Origin of the sequence: Rubellimicrobium thermophilum DSM 16684, assembly GCF_000442315.1 — a bacterium.
Lineage (GTDB): Bacteria > Pseudomonadota > Alphaproteobacteria > Rhodobacterales > Rhodobacteraceae > Rubellimicrobium > Rubellimicrobium thermophilum.
In genome coordinates this window covers 463,149-486,991 of record NZ_KE557320.1, presented here as the reverse complement: position 1 = coordinate 486,991, position 23,843 = coordinate 463,149, and the positions used below count along the sequence as shown (strand labels likewise).

Here is a 23,843-nt window from a genome sequence, read left to right as displayed (position 1 = left end):
CGATGACGACGACGCCACAGAACCGTCGCCTGACGCAGAGGACCATGGCCTTTGTCCTGGCCGGAGGACGCGGCAGCCGCCTGCGCGAGCTGACCGACAAGCGCGTGAAGCCTGCCGTCTATTTCGGGGGCAAGGCCCGGATCATCGACTTTGCCCTGTCGAACGCCCTCAACAGCGGCATCCGCAAGATCGGCGTCGCCACCCAGTACAAGGCCCACAGCCTCATCCGGCACATCCAGCGCGGCTGGAACAACGTGCTGCGCGCCGAACGGGGCGAATTCCTCGACATCATGCCGGCCAGCCAGCGCATGGGCGAGGAGAACTGGTATCGCGGCACCGCCGATGCCGTCACGCAGAACATCGACATCATCGACAGCTACGAGGTCGATTACATCATCATCCTCGCCGGCGATCACATCTACAAGATGGACTACGAGGTGATGATCCGCGAGCATTGCGACAGCGGGGCGGATGTCACCATCGGCTGTCTCACGGTCCCGCGCGAGGAGGCCTCGGCCTTCGGCGTGATGGCGGTGGACGCCGAGGGGCGCATCACCGACTTCCTCGAGAAGCCGAAGAACCCCCCCGGCACGCCCGAGGACCCGGACAAGGCCCTGGCCTCCATGGGGATCTATGTCTTCGCCTGGCCCTATCTGCGCGAGCTGCTGCTGAAGGATGCCGAGGATGCGAGCTCCTCGCATGATTTCGGCAACGACCTGATCCCCCGCATCGTCGCGGCGGGCAAGGCGCGGGCGCATCGCTTCGACATCTCCTGCGTGCGCGATCCGGGGGCGCCGGCCTACTGGAAGGATGTGGGGACGGTGGATGCCTTCTGGCAGGCGAATATCGACCTGACCAACTTCATCCCCGACCTCAATCTGTGGGACCGCGACTGGCCCATCTGGACCTATGCCGAGATGACCCCCCCGGCGAAGTTCATCCATGACGAGGATGGCCGGCGGGGCAGCGCCGTGTCCTCGATGGTCTCGGGCGGGTGCATCATCTCGGGCACCGAGGTGCGCAATTCGCTGCTCTTCACGCAGGTGCACACCAATTCCTATGCGGTGCTCGATCATGCCGTGGTTCTGCCCTATGTGACGGTGGCCCGGCATGCGCGGCTGCGCCGCGTGGTCATCGACCGCGGTGTCACGATTCCCGAGGGGCTGATCGTGGGCGAGGATCCCGAGGAAGACGCGAAGTGGTTCCGCGTCAGCGAGAAGGGTGTGACGCTGATCACCCAGGACATGCTCGACCGGCGGGCGGCGGCCCTGTCATGAGCCTGCGCGTCCTTTCGGTGGCGAGCGAATGCGCCCCCCTGGTCAAGACCGGGGGGCTGGCCGATGTCGTGGGTGCCCTGCCCGCGGCCCTCGCCCCCGAGGGAGTGGACATGCGGGTCCTGCTGCCGGGCTATCCGGCGGTGATGCGGGCCATCGCCCGCCACGGCACGGTGATGGAGGAATGGAACCTGTTCGGGGGCCATGCCAACCTGATCGCGCCACGGCGGGGGGTCTGTCGCTTCTCGTGATCGAGGCCCCCCATCTCTACGACCGGCCGGGTTCGATCTATCTCGGCCCGGACAGGCGCGACTGGGGCGACAACCCGGAGCGCTTTGCCGGTCTGTGCTGGATGGCACGGCGGATCGCCGAAGAGGGCGTGGCCGGATGGAAGCCGGATGTGCTCCACTGCCATGACTGGCAGGGGGGGCTGGCCCCGGAATATCTCCGTTCGGCCGGGGTGGCGGTGGGAACGGTCATGACGGTGCACAATATCGCCTTTCCGGGCCTGGCGCCGCCGACGCGGATCGGCTCGCTCCGGCTCGATCCCTGGCGGTTCCATCCGGGGGGCTATGAATACTGGGGGCAGATCTCGACCCTGAAGGCCGGTCTGATGGCGGCGGACCGGCTGACCACCGTGTCGCCGACCTATGCCGAGGAACTGATGCGCCCCGAATTCGGGATGGGCTTCGACGGGATCCTGCGCGAGCGGCGGGCCGTCCTGAGCGGAATCCTGAACGGGATCGATGAGGCCGCGTGGAACCCCGCCACCGACCCCGCCATCCGCCCCTATGACACCCCCGCCGGCAAGGACGCCAACAAGGCCGCCCTGCGCGCAGAGCTGGGGCTTGCGCCGGAGGCCGAAGGGCCGCTCTGCGTTGTCGTCTCGCGCCTGACCGAGCAGAAGGGCCTCGACCTGCTGATCGAGGCATTGCCCGCGCTGCTCGACCGGGGGGGCAGCTTGCGCTGCTGGGTTCGGGCGAGGGATGGATGGAAGAGGCCTTTCTGCGGGTGGCGGGCGACGGGCGGGTGGCGGTCCGGATCGGCTATGACGAAGCCTTGTCGCACCGTCTGATCGCCGGGGGGGATGCGATCCTCGTGCCGTCGCGATTCGAGCCCTGCGGCCTCACCCAGCTTTACGGGCTGCGCTATGGCACGATCCCCCTTGTCGCGCTGACGGGGGGGCTGGCCGATACGGTCATCAATGCTTCGCCCGCCGCCCTTGCGATGGGGGTTGCCACGGGCGTGCAGTTTCATCCCGTCACGGCGGATGCCCTGCGCGGCGCGCTGGCGCGGCTCTGCGCCCTGTGGTCTGATCGCGCGACATGGGCGCGGATGCAGGCCAATGCCATGGCCCAGCCGGTGGGATGGGGGCCGTCGGCCGGGGCCTATGCCCGCCTCTACAGGGATGTGGCCCGGATCCGATGACCCTCAGACACGGCAGCATCGAGGCGGGAGAGCCCGACCCCCTTGGCGCGACCTGGGACGGAGGCGGGGTCAATTTCGCCGTCTTCTCGCAGAATGCGACGCGGATCGAGCTGTGCCTGTTCGACGAAACCGGGCAGGAGGAGCGCATCCCCCTGCCCGAACGGACAGGGCATGTCTGGCACGGCTATGTCCCCGGCCTCGGCCCCGGGACGCGCTACGGCTATCGCGCCCATGGCCCCTATCGCCCCGACGAGGGGCACCGCTTCAATCCGCACAAGCTCCTGCTCGATCCCTATGCGCGCCAGTTGGCCGGGCAGCTCGAATGGGACGATGCGCTGTTCGGCTATGACACCCGGGCGCGCCATGGCGACCTGACCTTCGACACCCGCAATTCGGCCCGGTTCATGCCGAAGGGCGTCGTGATCGATCCCGCCTTCGACTGGGAGGATGACCGCCCCCCGCGCCGGCCCCTCACCGATACGGTGATCTACGAGGCCCATGTCCGTGGCCTGACCATGGGACGGCGCGACATCCCCCTGCGCGGGACATTCGCCGGGCTCGCCTCGGACCCGATCCTCGAGCATCTGACAGGGCTCGGCATCACCGCCATCGAGCTGCTGCCCGTCCATGCCTTCGTGGACGACCGCTTTCTGGTGGAACGGGGGCTGCGCAACTACTGGGGCTACATGACCCTGGGCTATTTCGCCCCGGAGCCACGCTATGGCGGCCCGGAGGCGGTGCGGGCCTTCAAGGCGATGGTGAAACGTTTCCACGCCGCCGGGATCGAGGTGATCCTCGATGTGGTCTACAACCATACCTGCGAAGGCAACCACATGGGGCCGACGCTGAGCTTCCGCGGCCTCGACAACGCCTGCTACTACCGTCTGGCCGAAAGCCCGCGCTATCACATCGACGACACGGGCACGGGCAACAGCCTCAACACCGAACATCCCTTCGTCCTGCGCATGGTGATGGATTCCCTGCGCTACTGGGTGACGGAGATGCATGTGGACGGGTTCCGGTTCGACCTGGCCACGACGCTGGGCCGCCGGGCAACCGGGTTCGACCGCAACCATCCGCTGATCCATGCCATCCGGCAGGATCCGGTGCTCAATCGCGTCAAGCTGATCGCCGAACCCTGGGATGTGGGGCCGGGGGGGTATCAGCTCGGCGCCTTTCCCTGGCCCTTCCTCGAATGGAACGACAAGTTCCGCGATCAGGTCCGCCGCTACTGGCGGGGCGATGCGGACATGACGCGCAAGCTGGCCATGCGGATCTCCGGCTCGGCGCTCAAGTTCGATCATGACGGCCGGCCGGCGACCTCCTCGGTCAATTTCGTGACGGCGCATGACGGCTTCACGCTGATGGACCTCGTGTCCTTCCGCGAGAAGCACAACGAAGCCAATGGCGAGGCCAATCACGACGGCCATGGCGAGAATTTCAGCGACAATCTGGGCGTGGAAGGGCCGAGCACGGATCCCGCGATCCGCGAGGCCCGGGCGCGTCGGCGACGCAACCTCATGGCGACGCTGATGCTGTCCCAGGGGACGCCGATGATCCTCGCCGGGGATGAGATCGGCAATAGCCAGCAGGGCAACAACAACGCCTATTGCCAGGACAACCCGCTGGGCTGGGTGGACTGGGAGCGGCCGGATACGGCCTTCCTCGGCTTCTGCCGCGAGATCATCGCCTTCCGCCGGCGGCACCCGATCCTGCGGCAGAAGCGGTTCCTGCACGCCCGTTCGCGCGCGGTCGACGGCAAGGAGGATCTGTTCTGGCGCCGTGCCGACGGCACCCCCATGAGCGAGGCCGACTGGAACAATCCCGACAACAGGCTGCTGGCGGTCGAGATGCGCACCGCCGAAGGCACACCCCCCTATGCAACGCTGGAATATGCGGTCTTTGCCGTGTTCAATGCGGGTGGGCCACAGACGGTCGTCCTGCCGGATCCGCCCGAAGGCCAGCGCTGGGTGCGGCATGTGGATACGGCTCGCCCTGGCGCCGCACCCTTCGCGGTGGAGGGGCAAACCCTCGCGGTGGAGGGGGAATCGGTCGTCGTGATGGTGCTCGAGGACCGGGACTGAGGGAGGATTCGCATGCAGAGCCAGGTCATTGCCACGACGCCCATCCCCGGCCAGAAGCCGGGCACCAGCGGGCTGCGCAAGAAGACCCGCGTCTTCATGGGCCCCCATTACCTCGAGAACTATGTCCAGAGCATCTTCGACGGAATCGGGGGCGTGGCAGGCCGGACGCTCGTGCTGGGCGGCGACGGGCGCTACTTCAACGACCGCGCGGTGCAGGTGATCCTGCGCATGGCCGCCGCCAACGGGGCGGCAAAGGTGATCGTGGGGCAGAACGCGATCCTGTCCACACCCGCCGCCTCGCACCTGATCCGGTCGCGCGGCACCGACGGGGGGCTGATCCTGTCGGCCAGCCACAACCCTGGCGGGCCGGACGAGGATTTCGGCCTGAAATACAATACACCCAATGGCGGACCGGCCCCCGAGGCCGTAACCGACCGCATCCATCAGGCGACACAGGTCATCCGCGAATACCGCATCCTCGAGGCGCAGGACCTGGACCTGTCAGCGCCGGGCACCGCGCGGCTGGGCGAGATGACGGTCGAGGTGGTCGATCCGGTCGCGGATTACGCGGCGCTGATGGAGCGTCTGTTCGATTTCGGCGCGATCCGTCGCCTGTTCGCCGGCGGCTTCACCATGATCTATGACGCCATGCATGCCGTGACAGGCCCCTATGCCGTGGAGATCCTCGAACGGCGGCTGGGCGCCGCCGAAGGGACGGTGCGGAACGGCACCCCCCTGCCCGATTTCGGCGGCGGGCATCCGGACCCGAATCCCACCTGGGCGCGCGAGCTTTATGACCGGATGATGGGCGACGACGCGCCCGATTTCGGCGCCGCCTCGGACGGGGACGGAGACCGCAACATGATCCTCGGGCGCGGGATCTATGTCTCGCCCTCCGATTCGCTGGCGCTGATCGCCGCGCAGGCCCATCGCGCGCCCGGCTACCGCGACGGGCTGAAGGGGGTGGCGCGTTCGATGCCCACTTCGGCCGCCGTGGACCGCGTGGCCCAGGCCATGGGCCTGCCCTGCTACGAGACGCCGACGGGGTGGAAATTCTTCGGCAATCTGCTCGATGCCGGGCGGGTGACGCTGTGCGGCGAAGAATCCTTCGGCACCGGATCGGATCATGTGCGCGAGAAGGACGGGCTCTGGGCCGTGCTGATGTGGCTCAACATCCTGGCCGAGACAGGCGCCTCGGTGCGGGAGCTGATGACGGAGCACTGGCGGCGCTTCGGGCGCAACTACTATTCGCGCCATGACTATGAGGCGGTGGAGACGGAAAGGGCCGAGGCGGTGATGGACGGCCTGCGCAGCGCCCTGCCCGATCTGCCGGGGCGCGAGGTCGAAGGCCTGCGCGTCGCGGCCGCGGACGAGTTCGCCTATGACGATCCCGTGGACGGCTCGCGATCGGAGCGGCAGGGGCTGCGGATCCTGTTCGAGGGGGGCGCGCGGGCGGTGTTCCGCCTTTCGGGCACGGGAACCGAGGGAGCGACGATCCGGCTCTATCTCGAGGCCGTGGAGACCGACCCGGCCCGTCTGGACCGCGACGCGGCCGAGATGCTGGCCCCGGTGGCGCGGGCGGCCGAGGCGCTGTCCGGCCTCAGGCGCCTGACGGGGCGCGCGGGGCCGGATGTGGTGACTTGAGCAGGACCTGAGCGGGGCGGATCCAGGGCGGGATCGCTGAGCCCGGTCCCGCGGCGGATCCCCCCATCCCCCCGGGGAGGCTCGCCCATGCAGGGCCCATGCAGGGCCGGAGGGGGAACAGGCGCCCCCCTGGCGGTCCCGCTCCCCCCCCTAGCGGTCCCGCTCCACCAGCCAGTCATGCTCCGGATCGCCCTGGAAGCGCCATCTGCGCAGGGGCCCGGCCATGACATTCAGGTAATACATGTCATAGCCATAGGGCGCGCCGCAGGGATGATGCCCGCGCGGCACCAGCGTCACATCGCCATCGCGGACGGCCATCGTCTCGTCGAGGCTGCCATCCTCGGTATAGACGCGCTGGATTCCCCAGCCGGCGCGGGGGTTCAGACGAAACCAGTAGGTCTCCTCCAGATAGGTGATGCGGGGAAAGTCGTCCTCGTCATGGCGATGGGGGGGATAGCTCGACCAGTGGCCGGCGGGGGTGAAGACCTCCGTCACCAGGAGGCTGTCGGCCACATCGCGCCCTTCCATGGCGATATTGTTGATGTAGCGGGTGTTGGTCCCCCTGCCCCGCGGTGTGAGCTCGATCCCCTCCGGTCCGAGGCGCTGCACGGGCCGGCCGCCGGGCGAAGGGGCGCTGCAGAGGGCGAGCGTCAGGGGGGTTGTCGCCTCGGCCTCCCACGGGGTGCCGGGTGGAAGGTAGAGGGCATGGGGGGGCGTGCGTTCGAACACGTCCATGCGCTCGCCCATCTCGCCATCGCCTCGCCCGCGGCGCGGATGCGGGCCTTGCCTTCCACGATGACCAGGATCCCCTCGCGCCCCGGCGGAAGCGCCGCCTCTGCCCGATCGCCGGGCACAAGCTGCCACAGATCGAAGCCGACATAGGTCCAGCCCGCGCGTTCGGGCGTGACGGCATGGACATGGCCGCGGGCGGCGGCCGGACGCAGGAGGAGGCGACTCATGGCTTGGGGTCTCCCGGCGGGCGGGGATGGAAGTTGAAGAAGAAGTGCCAACCCGCATAGAGGCCGATGGCGCCGAACAGCACGCCCCAGAAGGGGGCGCCGCCCAGGAACTCCACCAGCGCCCAGAGCAGGCAGGCGGCGACGATCAGCACCCGCCGCCAGAGCGGGATGAAAAAGGGATGATCGAGATCGAAGAGACGGCCCATGGCGGTCCTCCCTGTCTGCGGTCGCCCCGCCCCCCTCTGCGGGACAGGGGCGGGCCGCGCAAGCGTGAAGCGCAGCGCGTCGTCAGACGCGCGTCTTGAGCCGGGCCTCGTAGGCTTCGCGCTTCTCCCGCACCTCGGGGCGTTCGCTGACCTCGGGCACGGCCACATCCCACCAGTGACCGCCATGGGGTGTGGAGGGATAGGGATCGGTGTCGATGACGATCACATAGGGAACGGTCTTGCCGCGGCGCGCCGCCAGGGCCTGTTCGAGTTCGGCGATGGTCCGCACCTTGACGGCCTCGGCCCCCATGCTGGCGGCATGGGCGGCAAAGTCGATGCGCGAGTTCTCTCCCCCCCTGGCATGGCGGAGGAGATTGTTGAACTCGGCCCCGCCGGTCGCCATCTGCAGGCGGTTGATGCAGCCGAAGCCGCGGTTGTCGGTGATGACGACGGTGAAGGAGAGGCCCATCATCGCGGCGGTGGCCAGCTCGGAATTCGCCATCATGTAGCTGCCGTCGCCGACCATGCAGATGACATCGGCCTCCGGTTCGGCCATCCGGATGCCCAGGGCGCCGGCGATCTCGTAGCCCATGCAGGAATAGCCGTATTCCATGTGATAGCTGCCGGGGCGGCCCGCCTTCCAGAGCTTGTGCAGCTCGCCCGGCATGGTGCCGGCGGCGCACATCACGACGGTATCGGGCCCGGCCGCGCGCTGGACCGCACCGATCACCTGCTGATCGGTCGGCAGGGCGTTGTGATCGGGATCGGGGGCGGCGGTCAGCGGGTCCACCGCGGCGAACCAGTCGCGCTTGGCCGCTTCGGAGGTGTAGCGCGCGCGATGACCCTGCAGGGCGTGGCGCAGCGCCTCGAGCCCGGCGGCCGCATCGCAGCAGAGCGGCTCGGCCCCGTGCTTCATGGCATCATAGGCCTGGACATTGAGGCTCACGAGGCGGCGGCCGGGGCGGGAGAAGAGCGACCAGGACCCCGTGGTGAAATCCTGGAAGCGCGTGCCCACCCCGATCACGAGATCGGCCTGCGCGCAGGCGGCATTGGCGCAGGAGGATCCCGTCACCCCCACGGGGCCGAGATTCAGCGGATGATCCCAGGGAAGCGCGGACTTGCCTGCCTGCGTCTCCACCACCGGGATGCCGGTGGCCATCACGAAATCGCGCAGCGCGCCGGTCGCATCGGCGTAATGGACCCCGCCCCCGGCGACGATCACCGGCGCTTCGGCACGGCGGATCAGGGCGGCGACGGCCTCGAGCTCGGCCGGATCGGGCCGGGGGCGGCGGCGGCGCCAGACCTTCGGAGCGAAGAACTCCGCGGGCCAGTCATGCGCCTCGGCCTGCACGTCCTGGCAGAAGGCCAGCGTCACGGGCCCGCAATCGGCCGGATCGGTCAGGGTGCGCATGGCCCGCGGCAGCGCGGTCAGAAGCTGTTCGGGCCTCTCGATGCGATCGTAATAGCGGCTGACGGGGCGGAAGCAGTCATTGGCGCTGATGGTGCCGTCGTGGAAGGCCTCGACCTGCTGGAGCACGGGATCGGGGCCGCGGCCGGCGAAGACATCGCCGGGGACGAACAGCACCGGCAGGCGGTTGACATGGGCCAGTGCGGCCGCCGTGACCATGTTCGTCGCGCCGGGGCCGATGGAGGAGGTCACCATCATCGCATGGCGGCGGCGGAGCTGCTTGGCATAGGCGATGGCGGCATGGGCCATCGTCTGTTCGTTGTGGCCGCGATAGGTGGGAAAGACATCGCGATAGGCGTGCAGGGCCTCGCCGATCCCGGCCACATTGCCATGGCCGAAGATCGCCCAGCAGCCGGACAGGAAGGGGGTGCCGTCCTCGGCCATCTGGTTGGCCAGCCACCGGATCATGGCCTGGGCGGCAGTGAGGCGGAGAGTGGTCATGCGGCGTGATCCTTCGGGTTGCGGGCGCGGTCCCAGGCCTGGCACAGGGTGCGGAAGCGGTCGGTCATGCGCGAGACGGCCTCCTCGTCGCCGATACGGCCGGCGAACCAGTCGCGCGCTGCCTCGGCAAAGATCGTGCGCCCGACGGCGAAGCCCTTCACCAGAGGATGGCGCGCGGCGGTGGCAAAGCTCTGTTCCAGTTCCTCGGGCGGGGCCTCGAGGCCGAGCACGACGATACCCCGGCAATGGGGATCGTGGCGGGCGATGGCCGCGCAGGCGGCGGCCCAGGCCGCGTCCGATCGGAAGGGCTCGAGCTTCCACCAGTCCGGGCAGATGCCGAGGCCGTAGATGCGGTCGATGATGCGGGCGGTGGTGTCGTCCTCTACCGGGCCGACCTTCGAGGGGATCACCTCGAGCAGCAGCTCGAGCCGGTTGCGCCGGGCGGCGGTGAAGAGCCGCAGCAGCGTCGATTCCTGCTGGGCCCACATCCTGGCGTCATCCTCGGGATGGCAGAAGCAGAGCACCTTGACGACGTGGCTGAGCGGCCATTCGGCGAGGCCGCCGTAATCGGGGCCGATCTCCGGCTCGAGCATCAGGGGGCGCGAGCCGGGCCATTCCACGGGCCGGCCGATCCACAGCCCCGTGCCGGCCGCGGCGAAGAGGGCATCGCGCCCCAGCCGCCCGTCGCAGAGGATGCCATAGCCGGGCTGCCCGGCGGCCACCCGTTGCGCCGCCTCGAGGCAGAGCCGCTTGAAGACGCCGATGCGTTCGGGCGTGGCTCCCTCCATCTCCTCCATCTGCTTGCGGTGGTCGAAGGCGAAGATGCGCACCGGATCCCAATGGCCATGCCGGTTGGTGGACCAGTGGATCTGCTCGAGCTCGGCATCGTTGCGCAGATCCGGGCGGCGGATCCCGCGATCGAGGAAGAAGCGCAGCTCCTCCCAGGAGGGATAGGCGGGGGTGCAGCCATGGCGGCTCACGGCCAGGGCGCCGCAGGCATTGGCATAGCGCAGGGCGGTGGGCCAGTCCTCTCCATCGAGCCAGCCCTTGAGCAGGCCGGACATGAAGCCGTCGCCCGCGCCCAGCACGTTGAACACCTCGATGGGAAAGCCGGGGCCGGTCTGACCGTCCTCCCAGCCGCCCACATCGCCCGTGAAGGCCACCGCCCCCTGGGCGCCGCGCTTGCAGACCAGCACGGCAGGGGTCAGGGCGCGGACGGCCCGCAGCGCGGCGAGCGTGTCGGTGGTGCCGCCGGCGATGTGGAATTCCTCCTCGGTGCCGACGATCAGATCGAAGAGCGGCAGATGCGCCTGAAGCCGGGCGGTGACGGCGGCGCTTTCGATGTAGCGGCTTTCGCCCGCGTCATGCCCGGCGAGGCCCCAGAGATTGGGGCGGTAGTCGATATCGAGGGCGGTGCGGGCCCCGTTTTCGCGCGCCAGCCGCAGGGCCTTGAGCACGGCGGCTTCGGTCCGGGGATGGCTCAGATGCGTGCCGGTGGCCACGACGCTGCGCGACTCGGCGATGAGGGCCGGGTCGATGTCGTCCTCGCACAGGGCCATGTCGGCGCAGTTCTCGCGGTAGAAGATGAGCGGAAAGCTCTCGCGGTCGCGGATGCCGAGCAGGACAAGGGCCGTCAGCCGCGCCGGATCCGTCACCACGCCGCGCACATCCACCCCTTCGCGGGCGAGTTCCTCGCGGATGAAGCGGCCCATATGTTCGTCGCCCACACGGGTGATAAGGGCGGAGCGCAGCCCGAGACGGGCTGTCCCGGCCGCCATGTTGGTCGGGCTGCCACCGATATATTTCTGGAAGCTCCCCATGTCCTCGAGCCGTCCGCCGACCTGCGCACCATAGAGGTCCACCGAGGCGCGGCCGATGGTGATGACGTCGAGCGGCTTGTGGGTCATGGGGGTCGTCATGGGCTTCCTCCGGGGGTCGTCAGGCGAGGATCTCGGAGACGCGGACGGCGCGGCCCTCCTGCACGGATTTCAGCGCCGCATCGGCCAGGGCCAGCGCGCGCAGCCCGTCCTCTCCGGTGGTGGGCGTGCTCCCCCCCTCGCGCACGGCGCGCACGAAGGCCGCGATCTCGTTCGCATAGGCCGCGACATAGCGCGTCATGAAGAAGTTCAGCAGCGGCGGACGGGTAAAGCCCTGCGCGGTGGCGATCTCGATATTCGCCTCGCGGTGGTTCTCGGCCGCGACGGCGCCGCGCGATCCCAGCACCTCGATGCGCTGGTCATAGCCATAGGTGGCGCGGCGCGAATTGGTGATGATTGCCTGCCGCCCCGAAGCCGTGCGCAGGATGACATTGACGCTGTCATAGTCCCCTGCCTCGCCGATGGCGGGATCGGTCAGGACGCTGGCCTGGGCCATGACGGTCTCCGGCTCCTCGCCCAGAAGCCAGCGGGCCATGTCGAAGTCGTGGATCGTCATGTCGCGGAAGATCCCGCCCGAGCGGCGGATGTAGTCCATGGGCGGGGCGCCGGGATCGCGCGAGGCGATGGTGACCATCTCCACCGTGCCGATGGTGCCCTGATCGATCGCGCCCTTGACGGCCATGAAGTCCGGGTCGAAGCGGCGGTTGAAGCCGACCATCAGGACGGCGCCCGTCTCCTCCACCACCTTCAGACAGTCCTTCACGCGCTGAAGGGACAGGTCGATGGGCTTTTCGCAGAAGACGGCCTTGCCCTTGCGGGCGAAGAGCTCGATCAGGTCGGCATGGGTGTCGGTGGGGGTGCAGATCACCACCGCGTCGATGTCGGGGCTGTCGGCGATGGTCTCGATGCTGCGGATGTCGCAGCCATGCTCGCGCGCGATCGCCTCGGCCGCGGCGGGGACGGCATCGGCCACGGCGACGAGGGTCGCATTGTTGTCGTTGCGGATGGCCCCGGCATGCACCTTGCCGATGCGCCCTGCGCCAAGAAGGCCGAAACGTAGCGTCATGTCAGTTCCTCATTCCGGGCTGGCCCCGGTCACGGTCTGGTCGAAATCGATGAGCGCGCCGGTCATCACGCCGGAGCGGTCGGAGAGAAGGTAGCTGACCAGCCCCGCGACATGCACGGGCTTGACCAGCATCCCCATGGGCGCCGCGGCCTCGGCCCGGGCCAGCCAGTCGTCGTCCGCGCCGTGCCATCTGCGCTGGATCGCGTCCTCGCCCGGCGTGTCCATCCAGCCGCAGTTGATCCCGTTGACGCGGATGCGGTGGCGGGCCAGGGCGTTGGCGGCGTTCTTCGTCACATTGGCCAGCGCGGCCTTGGACGCCGAATAGGGGGCCAGGAAGCTCTGCCCGCAATGGGCGGCCATGCTGAGGATGTTGACGCAGGCGGCCGGGTGCCCGGCCTCCACCGCCCGCTGAGCCAGGCGCTGGAGCGCGAAGAAGGGGCCGCGGGCATTGATCGCCATCTGGCGGTCCCATTCGGCGGGCGAACAGTCGAGGATCGAGGCCCGGTCCGTCACCGCCGCGGCATTCACCAGTGCGGTGACGCGGCCCCAGCGCCGCGCCGCCTCGTCGATCAGCCCCGCCGCCTGGGCGGGATCGCCCATGTCGGCCCGCGCGAAGACGGCACCCAGCGCGCGCGCCGCCGCCTCGCCCTTTGTCCGGTCACGCCCGGCGATCAGCAGCCGGGTGCACCCCTCGCGCCGGAGTTCCTCGGCGATCGCAAGGCCAAGGCCCTGGCTGCCGCCGGTGACGACGGCGACTGTATCCTCATGAAGCCCCATGTCAGGCCGCGTCCTCGAGGGCCTGGGTCTTGGCGCCCGTGATATAGGCGACGACGTCCTGTCCGTCGGTCTCCTCCTTGCGGAGATTGGCGACGATGCGGCCCCGGCGGAAGACCACGATCCGGTCCACCAGATCGAAGACCTGCCGCATGTTGTGCGAGACGAGGATCAGCGGTTCGCCCTGCGCCTTCAGATGACGGATGATGTTCTCCACCTGGGCCGTCTCCTGCACGCCGAGGGCGGCCGTCGGTTCGTCCATGATGATCAGCTTGCTCGCGAAGGTGGCGGCACGGGCGATGGCGACGCATTGGCGCTGGCCGCCCGACATGTTGCGGATCGTGTTGGCAAGGTTCGGGATCTTCACGGCCGTGCGCTGGAGGGCGGCCTCGGTCGCGGCGCGCATCCCCTTGCGGTCGAGGATCGAGAAGGGGCCGAGATTGAACAGAACCTTCTCGCGCCCGAGGAAGAGGTTGGAGGGCACGTCGAGATCGTCGCACAGCGCGAGGTTCTGGAAGACGCATTCGATCCCCGCCTCGCGCGCCTCGAGCGGGCCGTTGAACTGCACCTCGCGCCCGTCGAACCAGATGGATCCTGCGGTGGGCCGCTCCACCCCCGTGATCTGGCGGACGAAGGTGCTCTTGCCGGCGCCGTTGTCGCCCATGATGGCGACATGTTCGCCGCGGCGCAGGACGAAATCGGCGTCCACGAGGGCATGCACCCCGCCGTAATGCTTGGTCAGTCCGCGGGTCTGAAGAACGATGTCGGACATGGCGGTCCTCCCCTTAGCCGCGGGCCTGACGCCGCCGCTGGCGCCACTGGTCGAGCACGACGGCGCCGACGATGATCGCGCCCTTGACCATCTCCTGATAGTAGGCGTCGAGCTTCAGGAAGGTGAAGCCAGAGATGATGACGCCGAAGATCAGCGCGCCGAGCACGGTCCCGACGATGGACCCGCGCCCCCCTGCCAGCGACACGCCGCCGATGACGGTCATGGCGATGGCGTCGAGTTCGTACATCATGCCCATGCCGGCCTGGGCAGTCAGGTTCTTGGAGGACAGGACCACGGCGGCGACGGCGGCCAGCACCCCGGCGATGGTGTAGACCAGCACCTTGTGCCGCTCGACATTGATGCCGGACATGCGCGCGGCTTCCTCGTTCGAGCCGATCGCATAGCAGCGCTTGCCGTAAAGCGTGTAGCGCAGGATCAGGTGGAACAGCACCGCCAGCACCAGGAAGATCGCCACGGGCATCATGCCCTTGCCGATGGCGGCGTAGGATTCGGTCGGAAAGGAGATCGGCTCGCCCTTGAACCACCAGCGGGCGACGCCGCGCGCCGTCACCATCATGCCCAGCGTGGCGATGAAGGGGGGAATGCGCGTATAGGCGATCAGCAGGCCGTTGATCAGCCCCGCCGTCAGCCCGCAGGCCAGCGCCACCAGCAGCGGCACGATCACCGGCATGTCAAGGAAGAGATCGCCGAACACGGCCTTGGGGTTGGGGTTGCCGTTCACGAGCGCGGTCTGGGCAAAGCTCATGGTGATGATGGCGGTCGCCCCCACCACCGACCCCGAGGAGAGGTCGATGCCCCCGCTGATGATGACCTGCGTCACGCCCAGGGCGATGATGCCGACGATGGAGACCTGCAGGATGATGATGTTGAGCCGCGCCCAGTTGAACACCGCATCCACATTGGGCCGCGTGTTGAACAGGAAGCTGTCGCCGTAGAGCACCCGGCCCAGCAGCTCGAAGGCCGCGACGATCAGCACCAGCGCGATGAAGACATTGACCTCCTGCGGCAGATGCCGCTTGCGGGGGTCGTAGGTCAGACCCCCTATCCCATAGGCCGTTCGGGTCTCCGTCATGGGCATTCCTCCCTCGGGCTGCGGGGCCGGGCTCCGGGCCCGGCCCCGTCCGGCGATCAGTTGCGCTGCATGAAGTCGGCCATGTTGGCGGGGGTGACGAGCTGGAAGGGGATGTAGACCTTCTGCTCCACGGCTTCCCCGCGGGCGAGCGCCAGAGCCGCATCCAGCGCGCCCGAGCCCTGACCGGCCGCATCCTGGAACACCGTCACGTCGAGATCGCCCGCCTCCATCGCCTGGAGCGCATCCTGCGTGGCGTCGATGCCGGCGACGACGACATCGGCCATGTCGATGCCCGCGGCCTTCATCGCCTGGATGGCGCCGATGGCGGATTCGTCGTTGTTGGCGATCACGGCATCGAAGGGCGTGCCCGTCGAAAGCCAGTTGGTCATGAGGTTCTGCGCCTCGTCCCGCCGCCAGTTGGAGGTCTGGCGGTCGATGACATTGAGCGTCACGCCGCAATCACCCGATTCCATCACGTCGAAGATGTCCTGCGTGCGCTGCACGGCGGCCTGGTTCGACAGCTCGCCCATGATGATGTAGATGTTCGCCTCGGTCTTGCCCTGTTCGGCCAGCAGGCGGCAGACCTCGAGCGTCTGGAGCGTGCCGGATTCCCGTTCGTCCGAGGCGACGAAGGCCTGGTTGTCCGGAAGGCTGTCCACGTTGATCGGCTCGCGGTTGACATAGACGAGCGGCACGCCCGCGGCCGCGGCCGCATCCGACATCGCCTGCGTGGCCGAGGTATCGACCGGGTTGACGATGATGGCGTCCACGCCCGAGGCGATGAAGTTGTTGATCTGGTCGAGCTGGCGCGCCACGTCGTTCTGCGCGTCCTCGATCTGCACGTCCACGCCGTCGAGCGTGCTGGCATAGGCCTCGAGCCCGTTGCGCAGCACGGTCAGGAAGTTGTCGTCGAACAGCGCCATCGACACGCCGACGGTCTGTGCCATCGCGCTGGTGGAGAGCAGACCGGCAAATCCGGCGAGCATCAGCGTCTTCTTCATCAGGTCCTCCCAGGATGCGGCGTCCGGCGCGCCGCGCTGTCGTCCGTGGCCGGAAGGCCCCCTGCCGGGGACCCCGTTGCGATTCCGCCTCAGGCCGCCTCGGCGGGCCCAGGCCGTTGCGGATGAACTCCATCGAGCGGCGCAGATCCCCTTCGGGATCGACGGCCGCACGCGTCTCGGGGGAGAAGGCCTCGAAGCTCACCGGGCCGTCCCAGCCGGCTGCCGCGAAGGCGCGCAGCTGATCGAGATTGCCCAGCCGGTCCCCCGGCTCCACGAGGCCGCGATGGCGGTCCTCCATCTCGCGGGCCGAGGGGGCCGGATCGGTGACGCCCGAGACATGGATGATGCCGGTATGGTCGGGGAAGATCGGCCCGCCGCCGGCCAGGTGATGATGGAAGGTGTCATGCACGAGGCGGAAGCGCCCCGCGGCATCCAGGGCTTCGATCGCCTCGACCGCCTCCGCCTTGAGGCGCAGCGGGCAGCTCTCGAAGCCGAGCGGCTCGATGAAGCCGATCAGGCCGTGATCCTCCAGCATCGGCCGCAGCGCCCGCAGCGCCAGACGCAGACTGGCCTGCCTTTCGCCATTGCCCATTCCGCCGCCGTCATTGCGGGGGATGAGCGAGACGCCCTCGGCCCCCGCGGCGCGGGCGATCCGCATGAGGGCCAGGGCCTCGGCCTCGCGCCCGGGCGACCAGTCGTTGAAGCGCTTGACCTCGGCCAGGGCCAGAAGGCGCAGACCGCGTTCGCGGATCTTTTCTCCGGCGGCCTCGGGGGACAGGCCGTCGAAGAGCGGCCCCGGCAGGTCGTTCCGCAGCTCCACCCCCGTCATGCCCAGGCGGGCCGCCAGATCGAGCAGCGCGCCGCAGGACAGCCGGGCGGACAGTCATGTGGTTGAGGGCGAAGCGCATCGTGATTCCTCCCCGTTCCTCCCGGCCGGTCCGCAGAGGCTCCGGCGGCTACGGTGGTGCCGCCGCGAGGTCTGATCCGTCAACCGTCCGGCGCGGGATTTGCCGCATTCATGACGAAATACCCGTCATCATTGTGACGAAATTCCATCAGACCGATTCCGGCAGCACCAGCTCGGGGCGGAGGAAATGCTGCCCTGCGACGGGCGAGGGGCCGCTCCGCATGGCCTCGGCGGCAAGGCGGATGAGATCGTCGCAGAGCTGCGGCAGCGGGGTGGAGATGACCATCGTCACATAGCGGTCGAGCAGCGCAGCGCGGCTTTCGGGGGTGACCTCGTTGACGATCAGATGCACTTCGCCGGGCTGGCGGACCTCGCGCAGGGCGGCGATGGCCCCCTCCATGCCGCCGCCGGCGCAATAGATGCCGCGCAGATCCGGATGACGCTCCAGAAGGTCGAGCGTCGCCTCGTAGGTGAGCTGCCGCGTCTCGAGATTGACCAGCGTGTCCAGAACCTGAAAACCCGGCGCGAATTCACGGAAATAGCTGCGGAATCCCGTCTCGCGCAACTCGTGGCCGTGCCAGCGGTAGCCCCCCACGAAGACGGCGACCTTGCCGGGCCGGTGCGCGGCCATGGCGATGCCCGAGGCGGCGATGCGCCCGACCTTGATGTTGTTCAGCCCGATATAGTTCTGCCGCACCCCGGCGGCAAAGTCGTTGAGCAGGGCAAAGACCGGAACCCCTTGGGACTTCAGCTCGTCCACCGCATCCGTCACATCCGGATGGGACACTGCGGTGGCGGCGACGACATCGGCCCGGCCGCGAAAACCGCGCATCAGCGTGATGAAGTCGCCCGGCGCCTGCGAGGGCGAGAACTCGACCGTCACGCGCGCCCGCAGCCCGGTGGCGCGCCGTGCCGCCGCCTCCAGCTCGGCGGCGAAGTTCTGGTAGAAGGCCTGCTTTTCCTTGTGCAGCACGACGCCGAGGCGCAGCTCGGGCAGATCGGCCTGGAGGCGCTGCGCGATCAGCGGCGCCGCGTGATAGCCGATCCGCCGCGCCGCCTCGTAGACCCGCCGGGCCGTCTCCTCGCGCACGCGCTCGCGGCCGTTGAGCACGCGGTCCACCGTCGCCTGGCTGAGACCGGCGGCAGCAGCGACATCGCGGATCGTCGGGCGGCGGGCCATCGGCATCCTCCTGATGGAATATCGTCATATCATGACATCATTCCTGACGATTCCTGAGGAAAAGTCCAGCAGGAGGATTGGGGCACAGGTCTCCGGGGGGGTACAAGGGCTCATCATGCCTGAGGGAGGACCGGGATGAGACAGAGGGATTACAGCCTGCTCGGGCCCGATGCCCGGCGGGCGGTCGAGACAGGCCTGGCTGCCGCCGAATGGTAACACAGCGAGGTGCCGCGCAAGACCATGAAGGAGCTGATGCAACGCCGCGACGGACCGGCGATCCGCGACACGCTGATCTGGCTGGGCGCGATGCTGGCCTTCGGGGGCGCGGCCTCCTGGCTGTGGCTGGCGGGGCATCCGTGGTGGTCGGTGCCCTTCTTCCTCGTCTACGGGGTGCTCTACGGATCGGCCTCGGATTCGCGCTGGCACGAATGCGGCCATGGCACCGCCTTCCGCACCGGCTGGATGAACGACGCGGTCTATCACCTCGCCTCGTTCATGATCGTGCGCAACCCGCATATCTGGCGCTGGAGCCATGCCCGACACCACACCGACACCATCATCGTCGGCCGCGATCCGGAGATCGCGGTCATGCGCCCGCCGGCCCTTCTCCGGCTGATCCTGAACGTCTTCGGCCTGGCGGATGCCTGGACGGGCTGGGGCGCGATGCTGCGCCATGCCGCCGGGCGGCTCGATGCCGAGGAGAAGACCTATGTCCCCGAGAGCGAATGGCCGAAGGTCGTCCGCACCGCCCGCATCTGGACGGCAATCTACGCCGCCACGATCGCGCTCGCGCTGGCGACGGGATCGGTCCTGCCGCTGCTGCTCATCGGCGGGCCGCGGCTCTATGGCGCCTGGCATCACATCCTGACGGGTCTGCTCCAGCATGGGGGCCTGGCCGATGACGTGCTCGACCACCGGCTCAACAGCCGCACGGTGCTGATGAACCCGATCAGCCGCTTCATCTACTGGAACATGAACTATCACGTGGAGCACCACATGTTCCCCATGGTGCCCTATCACGCGCTGCCGCGGCTTCATGCCCTGATCAAGCATGACCTGCCCGCGCCCAGCCCCTCGATCCTGGCCGGCTATCGGGAGATGATCCCGATCCTGCGCCGGCAGCTGCGGGGCGAGGATGTCTTTCTCAGGCGCGCCCTGCCGCCCACCGCGCGGCCCTATCGCGAGGATTTCCACGCCGCCGCGCTCGGCACCGCCGCCGAGTGACCGCAGGGCCGGCCGGGACAGCCCACCCACAGATCCCCCGACAGATCCGCCGAAGGCCGTCCCGCGCCGCCCTGCCCCTGTCAGACCGGATCCAGCAACCCGAAGGAGGAGACCGCATGGCCGAATGGATCGACGCCTGCAGCACCGACGAGATCGACGAGGAGGATGTGATGCGCTGGGATCACGGGGGGCGGACCTATGCCATCTATCATGCCCCCGGCGGCGCCTTCTACTGCACGGACGGGCTGTGCACGCATGAGAATGTCCATCTGGCCGGGGGTCTGGTGATGGATCATGTCATCGAATGCCCCAAGCACAACGGCCGCTTCGACTACCGCACGGGAGAGCCGCTGCGCGCGCCCGTCTGTGTCGCCCTGCGCACCTATCCCGCAAAGGTGGAGGGCGGACGGGTGCTCGTCCAGCTCGGCTGAGACCCTTCAGCCGCGCGGCGCAAGAAGGATCGCCGCCGCCCCGGCCACGCAGAGGACCGACCCGCCGAGATCCCAGCCGTCGGGCCTCTGCCCCTCTGCCGCCCAGAGCCAGATCAGCGAGGCGGCGATGTAGATGCCGCCATAGGCCGCATAGGCCCGCCCGGCGAAATCCGCGCCGGCCTGCGCCAGCAGCCAGGCAAACCCCCCGAGCGCCAGCCCGCCCGGCAGCAGCCACAGCGCCGACGCGCCCAGCCGCCACCAGGCCCAGACGGCGAAGCAGCCCGCAATCTCGAGGAACGCGGCCAGAGCGAAGACCGTCAGCGATGCCGGTGTGGTCATGATCCTCTCCTTCCCCGCTGCAGGGCGGCCTTGGCAGTATCTACGCCTCGATCGGCACCAGCGGTTCGACCTTGGCCGAACGGATCACAAGACTGGTGCGCACGCTGGCCACATTCGGCGCAGGGGTGAGCGATTCGGTCAGGAAGCGCTGGAAGCTCGGCAGATCGGGGGCCACGCAGCGCAGCAGGAAATCCGTCTCGCCGTTGAGCATGTGGCATTCGCGCACCATGGGCCAGCCTGCGGCCCGCGCCTCGAAGGCGCGCAGATCCGCCTCGGCCTGCGAGATCAGCCGCACCTGGGCAAAGACCTGCACCCCATAGCCGAGCCGCTCGGGATCCAGCACCGCATGGCAGCCGCGCAGATAGCCGGCCTGTTCGAGCGCGCGCACGCGCCGCAGGCAGGGCGCGGGCGACAGCCCCACACGCCGTGCCAGCTCGGCATTGGGCAGGTCGCCTTGCGCCTGAAGCTCGGCCAGGATGCGCCTGTCCGTCGCGTCGATCCGCCTGCCGGGCATTCCGCCCCCTCCCTTCATGCGGGGCGAAGCCTAGACCGCGTCCCGCCCTTCGGCAATGATCTTGCGCAAACCCGCCCTGCGCGGCGCAGGGGTTCAAGGCCGTCGTCCTGCACGCTATCTCTACCGGTGCATCTCACGGAGATCCCCATGTCCGATCCGCGCCCCGATCCCCGCCATGTCCGCCTGCTGATCGTCGGCTCCGGTCCGGCCGGGTATACCGCCGCCGTCTATGCCGCGCGGGCCATGCTGTCCCCCCTGCTGATCCAGGGGATGGAACCGGGCGGCCAGCTCACCACCACGACCGAGGTGGAGAACTGGCCCGGCGACATCTCGGTGCAGGGGCCCGATCTGATGGCGCGGATGGAGGCCCATGCCCGCGAGATGGGGGCGGAGATCCTCACCGACATCGTGACCCGGCTCGACCTGTCGCAGCGCCCCTTCCTGGCCGAAACGGACAGCGGCCTGAGAATCCGGGCCGATGCCGTGATCCTGGCGACGGGGGCGCGGGCGCGCTGGCTCGGCCTGCCGTCCGAGCAGCGGCTGAGGGGGTTCGGCGTCTCGGCCTGCGCGACCTGCGACGGCTTCTTCTTCCGCGGCAAGGAGGTCGCCGTCATCGGCGGCGGCAACACCGCCGTGGAAGAGGCCCTGTTCCTGACGAATTTCGCCACGAAGGTCACGCTGATCCACCGCCGCGACAGCCTGCGGGCCGAGAAGATCCTGCAGGAGCGCCTGTTCCGCCACCCGAAGATCGAGACGGTCTGGAACCATGTGGTGGACGAGGTGCTGGGCGAAGGCGGCGTGGAAGGTCTTCGCATCCGCAACGTGATCACCGGAGAGAGCCGGGATCTGCCCGTGCAGGGGGTGTTCGTCGCCATCGGCCATGCCCCGGCCTCGGAACTGGTCGCCGGCCAGCTCGAGCTGCATCACGGTGGCTATGTGAAGGTGGAGCCGGGCAGCACCCGCACCTCGATCCCCGGTGTCTTCGCCGCCGGCGATCTGACGGATCACGTCTATCGCCAGGCCGTCACCTCGGCGGGGATGGGCTGCATGGCGGCGCTCGATGCCGAACGCTGGCTGGCCGCACAGCTGCAGCCGGCCATGGGAGAGGCGCCCTCGCAGGGAGCGGCTCCGGCGCCGCTCCCTGCGGAGCCCTGATCGCCCTGCCCGACGGTCATCCCCCGCCCCCCATGTCCTGCGGCGAACCGGATCGTCGCTGCCCTGCGGCAACAGGATGCCGGCGCGTCATGCCCCGCCTTGTCAGCGCCCTGTGACATCTCTAGGGGGGACCGCGTTCCGGCCCCGTGCCGCCGGCACTCCCTTATCGTCAAGGCCATTCGAGATGCCCGATTCCCCTGCCGACCGGACCCCGCAGTCCTTCCTGCCCAATCTGGCCCCCATCCCGGAGCTCTATGTCTCCTGGGACTCCGCGCAGAAGCTGAAGCATGAGGCCGCCGCGCTGCCGTCCTGGGACATGACGCCGCGCCAGATCTGCGACCTCGAGCTGCTGATGAATGGCGGCTTCTACCCGCTCAAGGGATTTCTCGGACAGGCCGACTACGACTCGGTGGTGGAGAGGATGCGGCTGGCGGACGGCACGCTGTGGCCGATTCCCGTCACCCTCGATGTGTCGGAATCCTTCGCGGCCCGGATCGAACCCGGCCAGGACATCGCCCTGCGCGATCAGGAGGGGGTGATCCTTGCCATCCTCTCGGTCACCGACAAATGGACCCCCGACAAGCACCGCGAGGCGGTGGGCGTCTTCGGTGCCGACGACCCGGCCCATCCGGGGGGTGCACTATCTGCATCATGTGGCCGGTCCGGTCTATCTGGGCGGGGCGGTCACGGGCCTGCAACCGCCCGTCCATTACGACTTCAAGGCGCGTCGCGACACGCCCAACGAACTGCGCGCCTTCTTCCGCAAGATGGGCTGGCGGCGCATCGTCGCCTTCCAGACGCGCAACCCGCTGCACCGGGCGCATCAGGAGCTGACCTTCCGCGCCGCGCGCGAGGCGCAGGCGAATCTGCTCATCCATCCCGTTGTCGGCATGACCAAGCCGGGCGATGTGGATCATTTCACCCGCGTGCGCTGCTATGAGGCGGTCCTGCCCAAATATCCGGCGGCCACCACGCATCTGTCGCTGCTGAACCTCGCCATGCGCATGGCCGGCCCGCGCGAAGCGCTCTGGCATGCGATCATCCGGCGCAATCACGGGATCACGCATTTCATCGTCGGGCGCGACCATGCCGGCCCCGGCAAGAACAGCCAGGGCAAGGACTTCTACGATCCCTATGCCGCCCAGGATCTGGTGCGCCAGCATCAGGCCGAAATCGGCATCGAGATGGTGGACTTCAAGCAGATGGTCTATGTCCAGGAAAAGGCGCAGTATTACCCCGTGGACGAGGTCCCCGAGGGCTGCACCGTCCTCGACATCTCGGGGACGGAACTGCGCCGCCGCCTGCGCGAGGGGCTCGAGATCCCCGAATGGTTCTCCTTCCCCGAGGTCGTCGCCGAGCTGCGCCGCCGCTTCCCGCCGCGCAGCCAGCAGGGCTTCACCGTGTTCTTCACGGGCCTTTCCGGATCGGGCAAGAGCACCATCGCCAATGCGCTCATGGTCAAGCTGATGGAGGTCGGCGGCCGACCGGTGACGCTGCTCGACGGCGATGTGGTGCGCAAGCACCTCTCCTCCGAACTCGGCTTCAGCAAGGAACACCGCGACATCAACATCCGCCGCATCGGCTTTGTCGCCAGCGAGATCACCAAGAACGGCGGCATCGCCATCTGCGCGCCGATCGCCCCCTATGCCGCCACCCGCCGTGCCGTGCGCGAGATGATCGAGCAATACGGCGCCTTCGTCGAGGTCCATGTCGCCACCTCGCTCGAAGCCTGCGAGAGGCGCGACCGCAAGGGGCTCTACAAGCTCGCGCGCGAGGGGAAGATCAAGGAATTCACCGGCATCTCGGATCCCTATGACGTGCCGGAGAACCCCGAGCTGCGCATCGACACCGAGAATCAGGACGTGGATACCTGCGCCCATCAGGTGCTGCTGAAGCTCGAGGCGATGGGCCTGATCGGCGGGACAGGCTGAAGCTGCCCCCGGGCTGGCCTGCCCGGACCTTTCGGGGGGGGCGCGTCATCGCCCCCCCTGCTGCCTGCGCACCGG

General features: G+C 68.6%; 17 protein-coding genes and 4 pseudogenes. 8 read left to right on the top strand and 13 right to left on the bottom strand.

The window, feature by feature from the left end; translation table 11 throughout:
* Positions 1 to 2 precede the first annotated feature (2 nt).
* The 4 genes and pseudogenes from glgC to RUTHE_RS03360 all read left to right on the top strand — a co-directional run bounded on the left by glgC (position 3) and on the right by RUTHE_RS03360 (position 6,430).
* Positions 3 to 1,277 carry a glucose-1-phosphate adenylyltransferase gene (gene glgC / locus RUTHE_RS03375; RefSeq protein ID WP_021096866.1) on the top strand — a complete coding sequence of 425 codons (1,275 nt, stop codon included), beginning with the start codon at positions 3 to 5 and terminating at the stop codon, positions 1,275 to 1,277.
* Positions 1,274 to 2,702, top strand: a pseudogene (glgA, locus tag RUTHE_RS16370) (glycogen synthase GlgA). Before glgC ends, glgA begins: the two are co-directional and overlap by 4 nt.
* A complete protein-coding gene (gene glgX, locus RUTHE_RS03365; protein WP_021096862.1) occupies positions 2,699 to 4,786 on the top strand; it encodes a glycogen debranching protein GlgX in 2,088 nt (695 codons plus the stop codon). Before glgA ends, glgX begins: the two are co-directional and overlap by 4 nt.
* Positions 4,787 to 4,798: 12 nt before the next feature.
* Positions 4,799 to 6,430, top strand: a complete 1,632-nt coding sequence (locus tag RUTHE_RS03360) for an alpha-D-glucose phosphate-specific phosphoglucomutase (RefSeq protein ID WP_021096861.1) — start codon at positions 4,799 to 4,801, stop codon at positions 6,428 to 6,430.
* Positions 6,431 to 6,580: 150 nt separating this feature from the next.
* Here the strand turns inward: RUTHE_RS03360 and iolB are convergent.
* The 11 genes and pseudogenes from iolB to RUTHE_RS03305 all read right to left on the bottom strand — a co-directional run bounded on the left by iolB (position 6,581) and on the right by RUTHE_RS03305 (position 18,174).
* Positions 6,581 to 7,389, bottom strand: a pseudogene (gene iolB, locus RUTHE_RS03355) (5-deoxy-glucuronate isomerase).
* Positions 7,386 to 7,595 carry a hypothetical protein gene (locus RUTHE_RS03350; protein ID WP_021096859.1) on the bottom strand — a complete coding sequence of 70 codons (210 nt, stop codon included), beginning with the start codon at positions 7,593 to 7,595 and terminating at the stop codon, positions 7,386 to 7,388. The pseudogene iolB and the gene RUTHE_RS03350 overlap by 4 nt, the downstream one beginning before the upstream one ends.
* A gap of 82 nt (positions 7,596 to 7,677) precedes the next feature.
* Positions 7,678 to 9,504: a 3D-(3,5/4)-trihydroxycyclohexane-1,2-dione acylhydrolase (decyclizing) gene (iolD, locus tag RUTHE_RS03345; RefSeq protein WP_021096858.1), complete on the bottom strand. Its 1,827-nt coding sequence runs from the start codon at positions 9,502 to 9,504 to the stop codon at positions 7,678 to 7,680.
* The gene (locus RUTHE_RS03340) at positions 9,501 to 11,423 is read right to left on the bottom strand and encodes a bifunctional 5-dehydro-2-deoxygluconokinase/5-dehydro-2-deoxyphosphogluconate aldolase (RefSeq protein WP_021096857.1); all 1,923 of its coding nucleotides are present in this window, start codon (positions 11,421 to 11,423) and stop codon (positions 9,501 to 9,503) included. The genes iolD and RUTHE_RS03340 overlap by 4 nt, the downstream gene beginning before the upstream one ends.
* Before the next feature lie 19 nt (positions 11,424 to 11,442).
* Positions 11,443 to 12,447, bottom strand: coding sequence for an inositol 2-dehydrogenase (gene iolG / locus RUTHE_RS03335; protein WP_021096856.1), 1,005 nt, complete (start codon positions 12,445 to 12,447; stop codon positions 11,443 to 11,445).
* A gap of 9 nt (positions 12,448 to 12,456) precedes the next feature.
* Positions 12,457 to 13,224 (bottom strand): SDR family oxidoreductase, encoded by a 768-nt coding sequence (locus RUTHE_RS03330; RefSeq protein ID WP_021096855.1) that lies wholly within the window; start codon positions 13,222 to 13,224, stop codon positions 12,457 to 12,459.
* Position 13,225: 1 nt separating this feature from the next.
* Positions 13,226 to 13,993 (bottom strand): ATP-binding cassette domain-containing protein, encoded by a 768-nt coding sequence (locus tag RUTHE_RS03325; RefSeq protein WP_021096854.1) that lies wholly within the window; start codon positions 13,991 to 13,993, stop codon positions 13,226 to 13,228.
* A 13-nt stretch (positions 13,994 to 14,006) separates the two neighbouring features.
* The gene (locus tag RUTHE_RS03320; protein WP_021096853.1) at positions 14,007 to 15,086 is read right to left on the bottom strand and encodes an ABC transporter permease; all 1,080 of its coding nucleotides are present in this window, start codon (positions 15,084 to 15,086) and stop codon (positions 14,007 to 14,009) included.
* Between the two features lie 56 nt (positions 15,087 to 15,142).
* Positions 15,143 to 16,087, bottom strand: a complete 945-nt coding sequence (locus tag RUTHE_RS03315; RefSeq protein ID WP_021096852.1) for a sugar ABC transporter substrate-binding protein — start codon at positions 16,085 to 16,087, stop codon at positions 15,143 to 15,145.
* A 175-nt stretch (positions 16,088 to 16,262) separates the two neighbouring features.
* A pseudogene (locus tag RUTHE_RS15880) lies at positions 16,263 to 16,916 on the bottom strand (TIM barrel protein); the annotation flags it as partial.
* 226 nt (positions 16,917 to 17,142) lie between these two features.
* Positions 17,143 to 18,174, bottom strand: coding sequence for a LacI family DNA-binding transcriptional regulator (locus RUTHE_RS03305; RefSeq protein ID WP_021096850.1), 1,032 nt, complete (start codon positions 18,172 to 18,174; stop codon positions 17,143 to 17,145).
* A 252-nt stretch (positions 18,175 to 18,426) separates the two neighbouring features.
* Here RUTHE_RS03305 and RUTHE_RS03300 point away from each other — a divergent pair, with 252 nt between their 5' ends.
* Positions 18,427 to 19,398, top strand: a complete 972-nt coding sequence (locus RUTHE_RS03300; RefSeq protein ID WP_021096849.1) for a fatty acid desaturase family protein — start codon at positions 18,427 to 18,429, stop codon at positions 19,396 to 19,398.
* Positions 19,399 to 19,514: 116 nt separating this feature from the next.
* Positions 19,515 to 19,829 (top strand): MocE family 2Fe-2S type ferredoxin, encoded by a 315-nt coding sequence (locus RUTHE_RS03295; RefSeq protein ID WP_021096848.1) that lies wholly within the window; start codon positions 19,515 to 19,517, stop codon positions 19,827 to 19,829.
* Between the two features lie 6 nt (positions 19,830 to 19,835).
* On the opposite strand, the gene RUTHE_RS03290 is transcribed toward RUTHE_RS03295, so the two are convergent.
* A complete protein-coding gene (locus RUTHE_RS03290; RefSeq protein WP_021096847.1) occupies positions 19,836 to 20,168 on the bottom strand; it encodes a YnfA family protein in 333 nt (110 codons plus the stop codon).
* Between the two features lie 40 nt (positions 20,169 to 20,208).
* On the bottom strand, positions 20,209 to 20,682 hold the full coding sequence (locus tag RUTHE_RS03285; protein WP_021096846.1) for an Lrp/AsnC family transcriptional regulator: 474 nt from the start codon (positions 20,680 to 20,682) through the stop codon (positions 20,209 to 20,211).
* A 147-nt stretch (positions 20,683 to 20,829) separates the two neighbouring features.
* On the opposite strand from RUTHE_RS03285, the gene trxB reads away from it, so the two are divergent.
* A complete protein-coding gene (gene trxB / locus RUTHE_RS03280; RefSeq protein ID WP_021096845.1) occupies positions 20,830 to 21,837 on the top strand; it encodes a thioredoxin-disulfide reductase in 1,008 nt (335 codons plus the stop codon).
* A gap of 184 nt (positions 21,838 to 22,021) precedes the next feature.
* Positions 22,022 to 23,768: pseudogene (locus tag RUTHE_RS03275) on the top strand (bifunctional sulfate adenylyltransferase/adenylylsulfate kinase).
* Positions 23,769 to 23,843 lie beyond the last annotated feature (75 nt).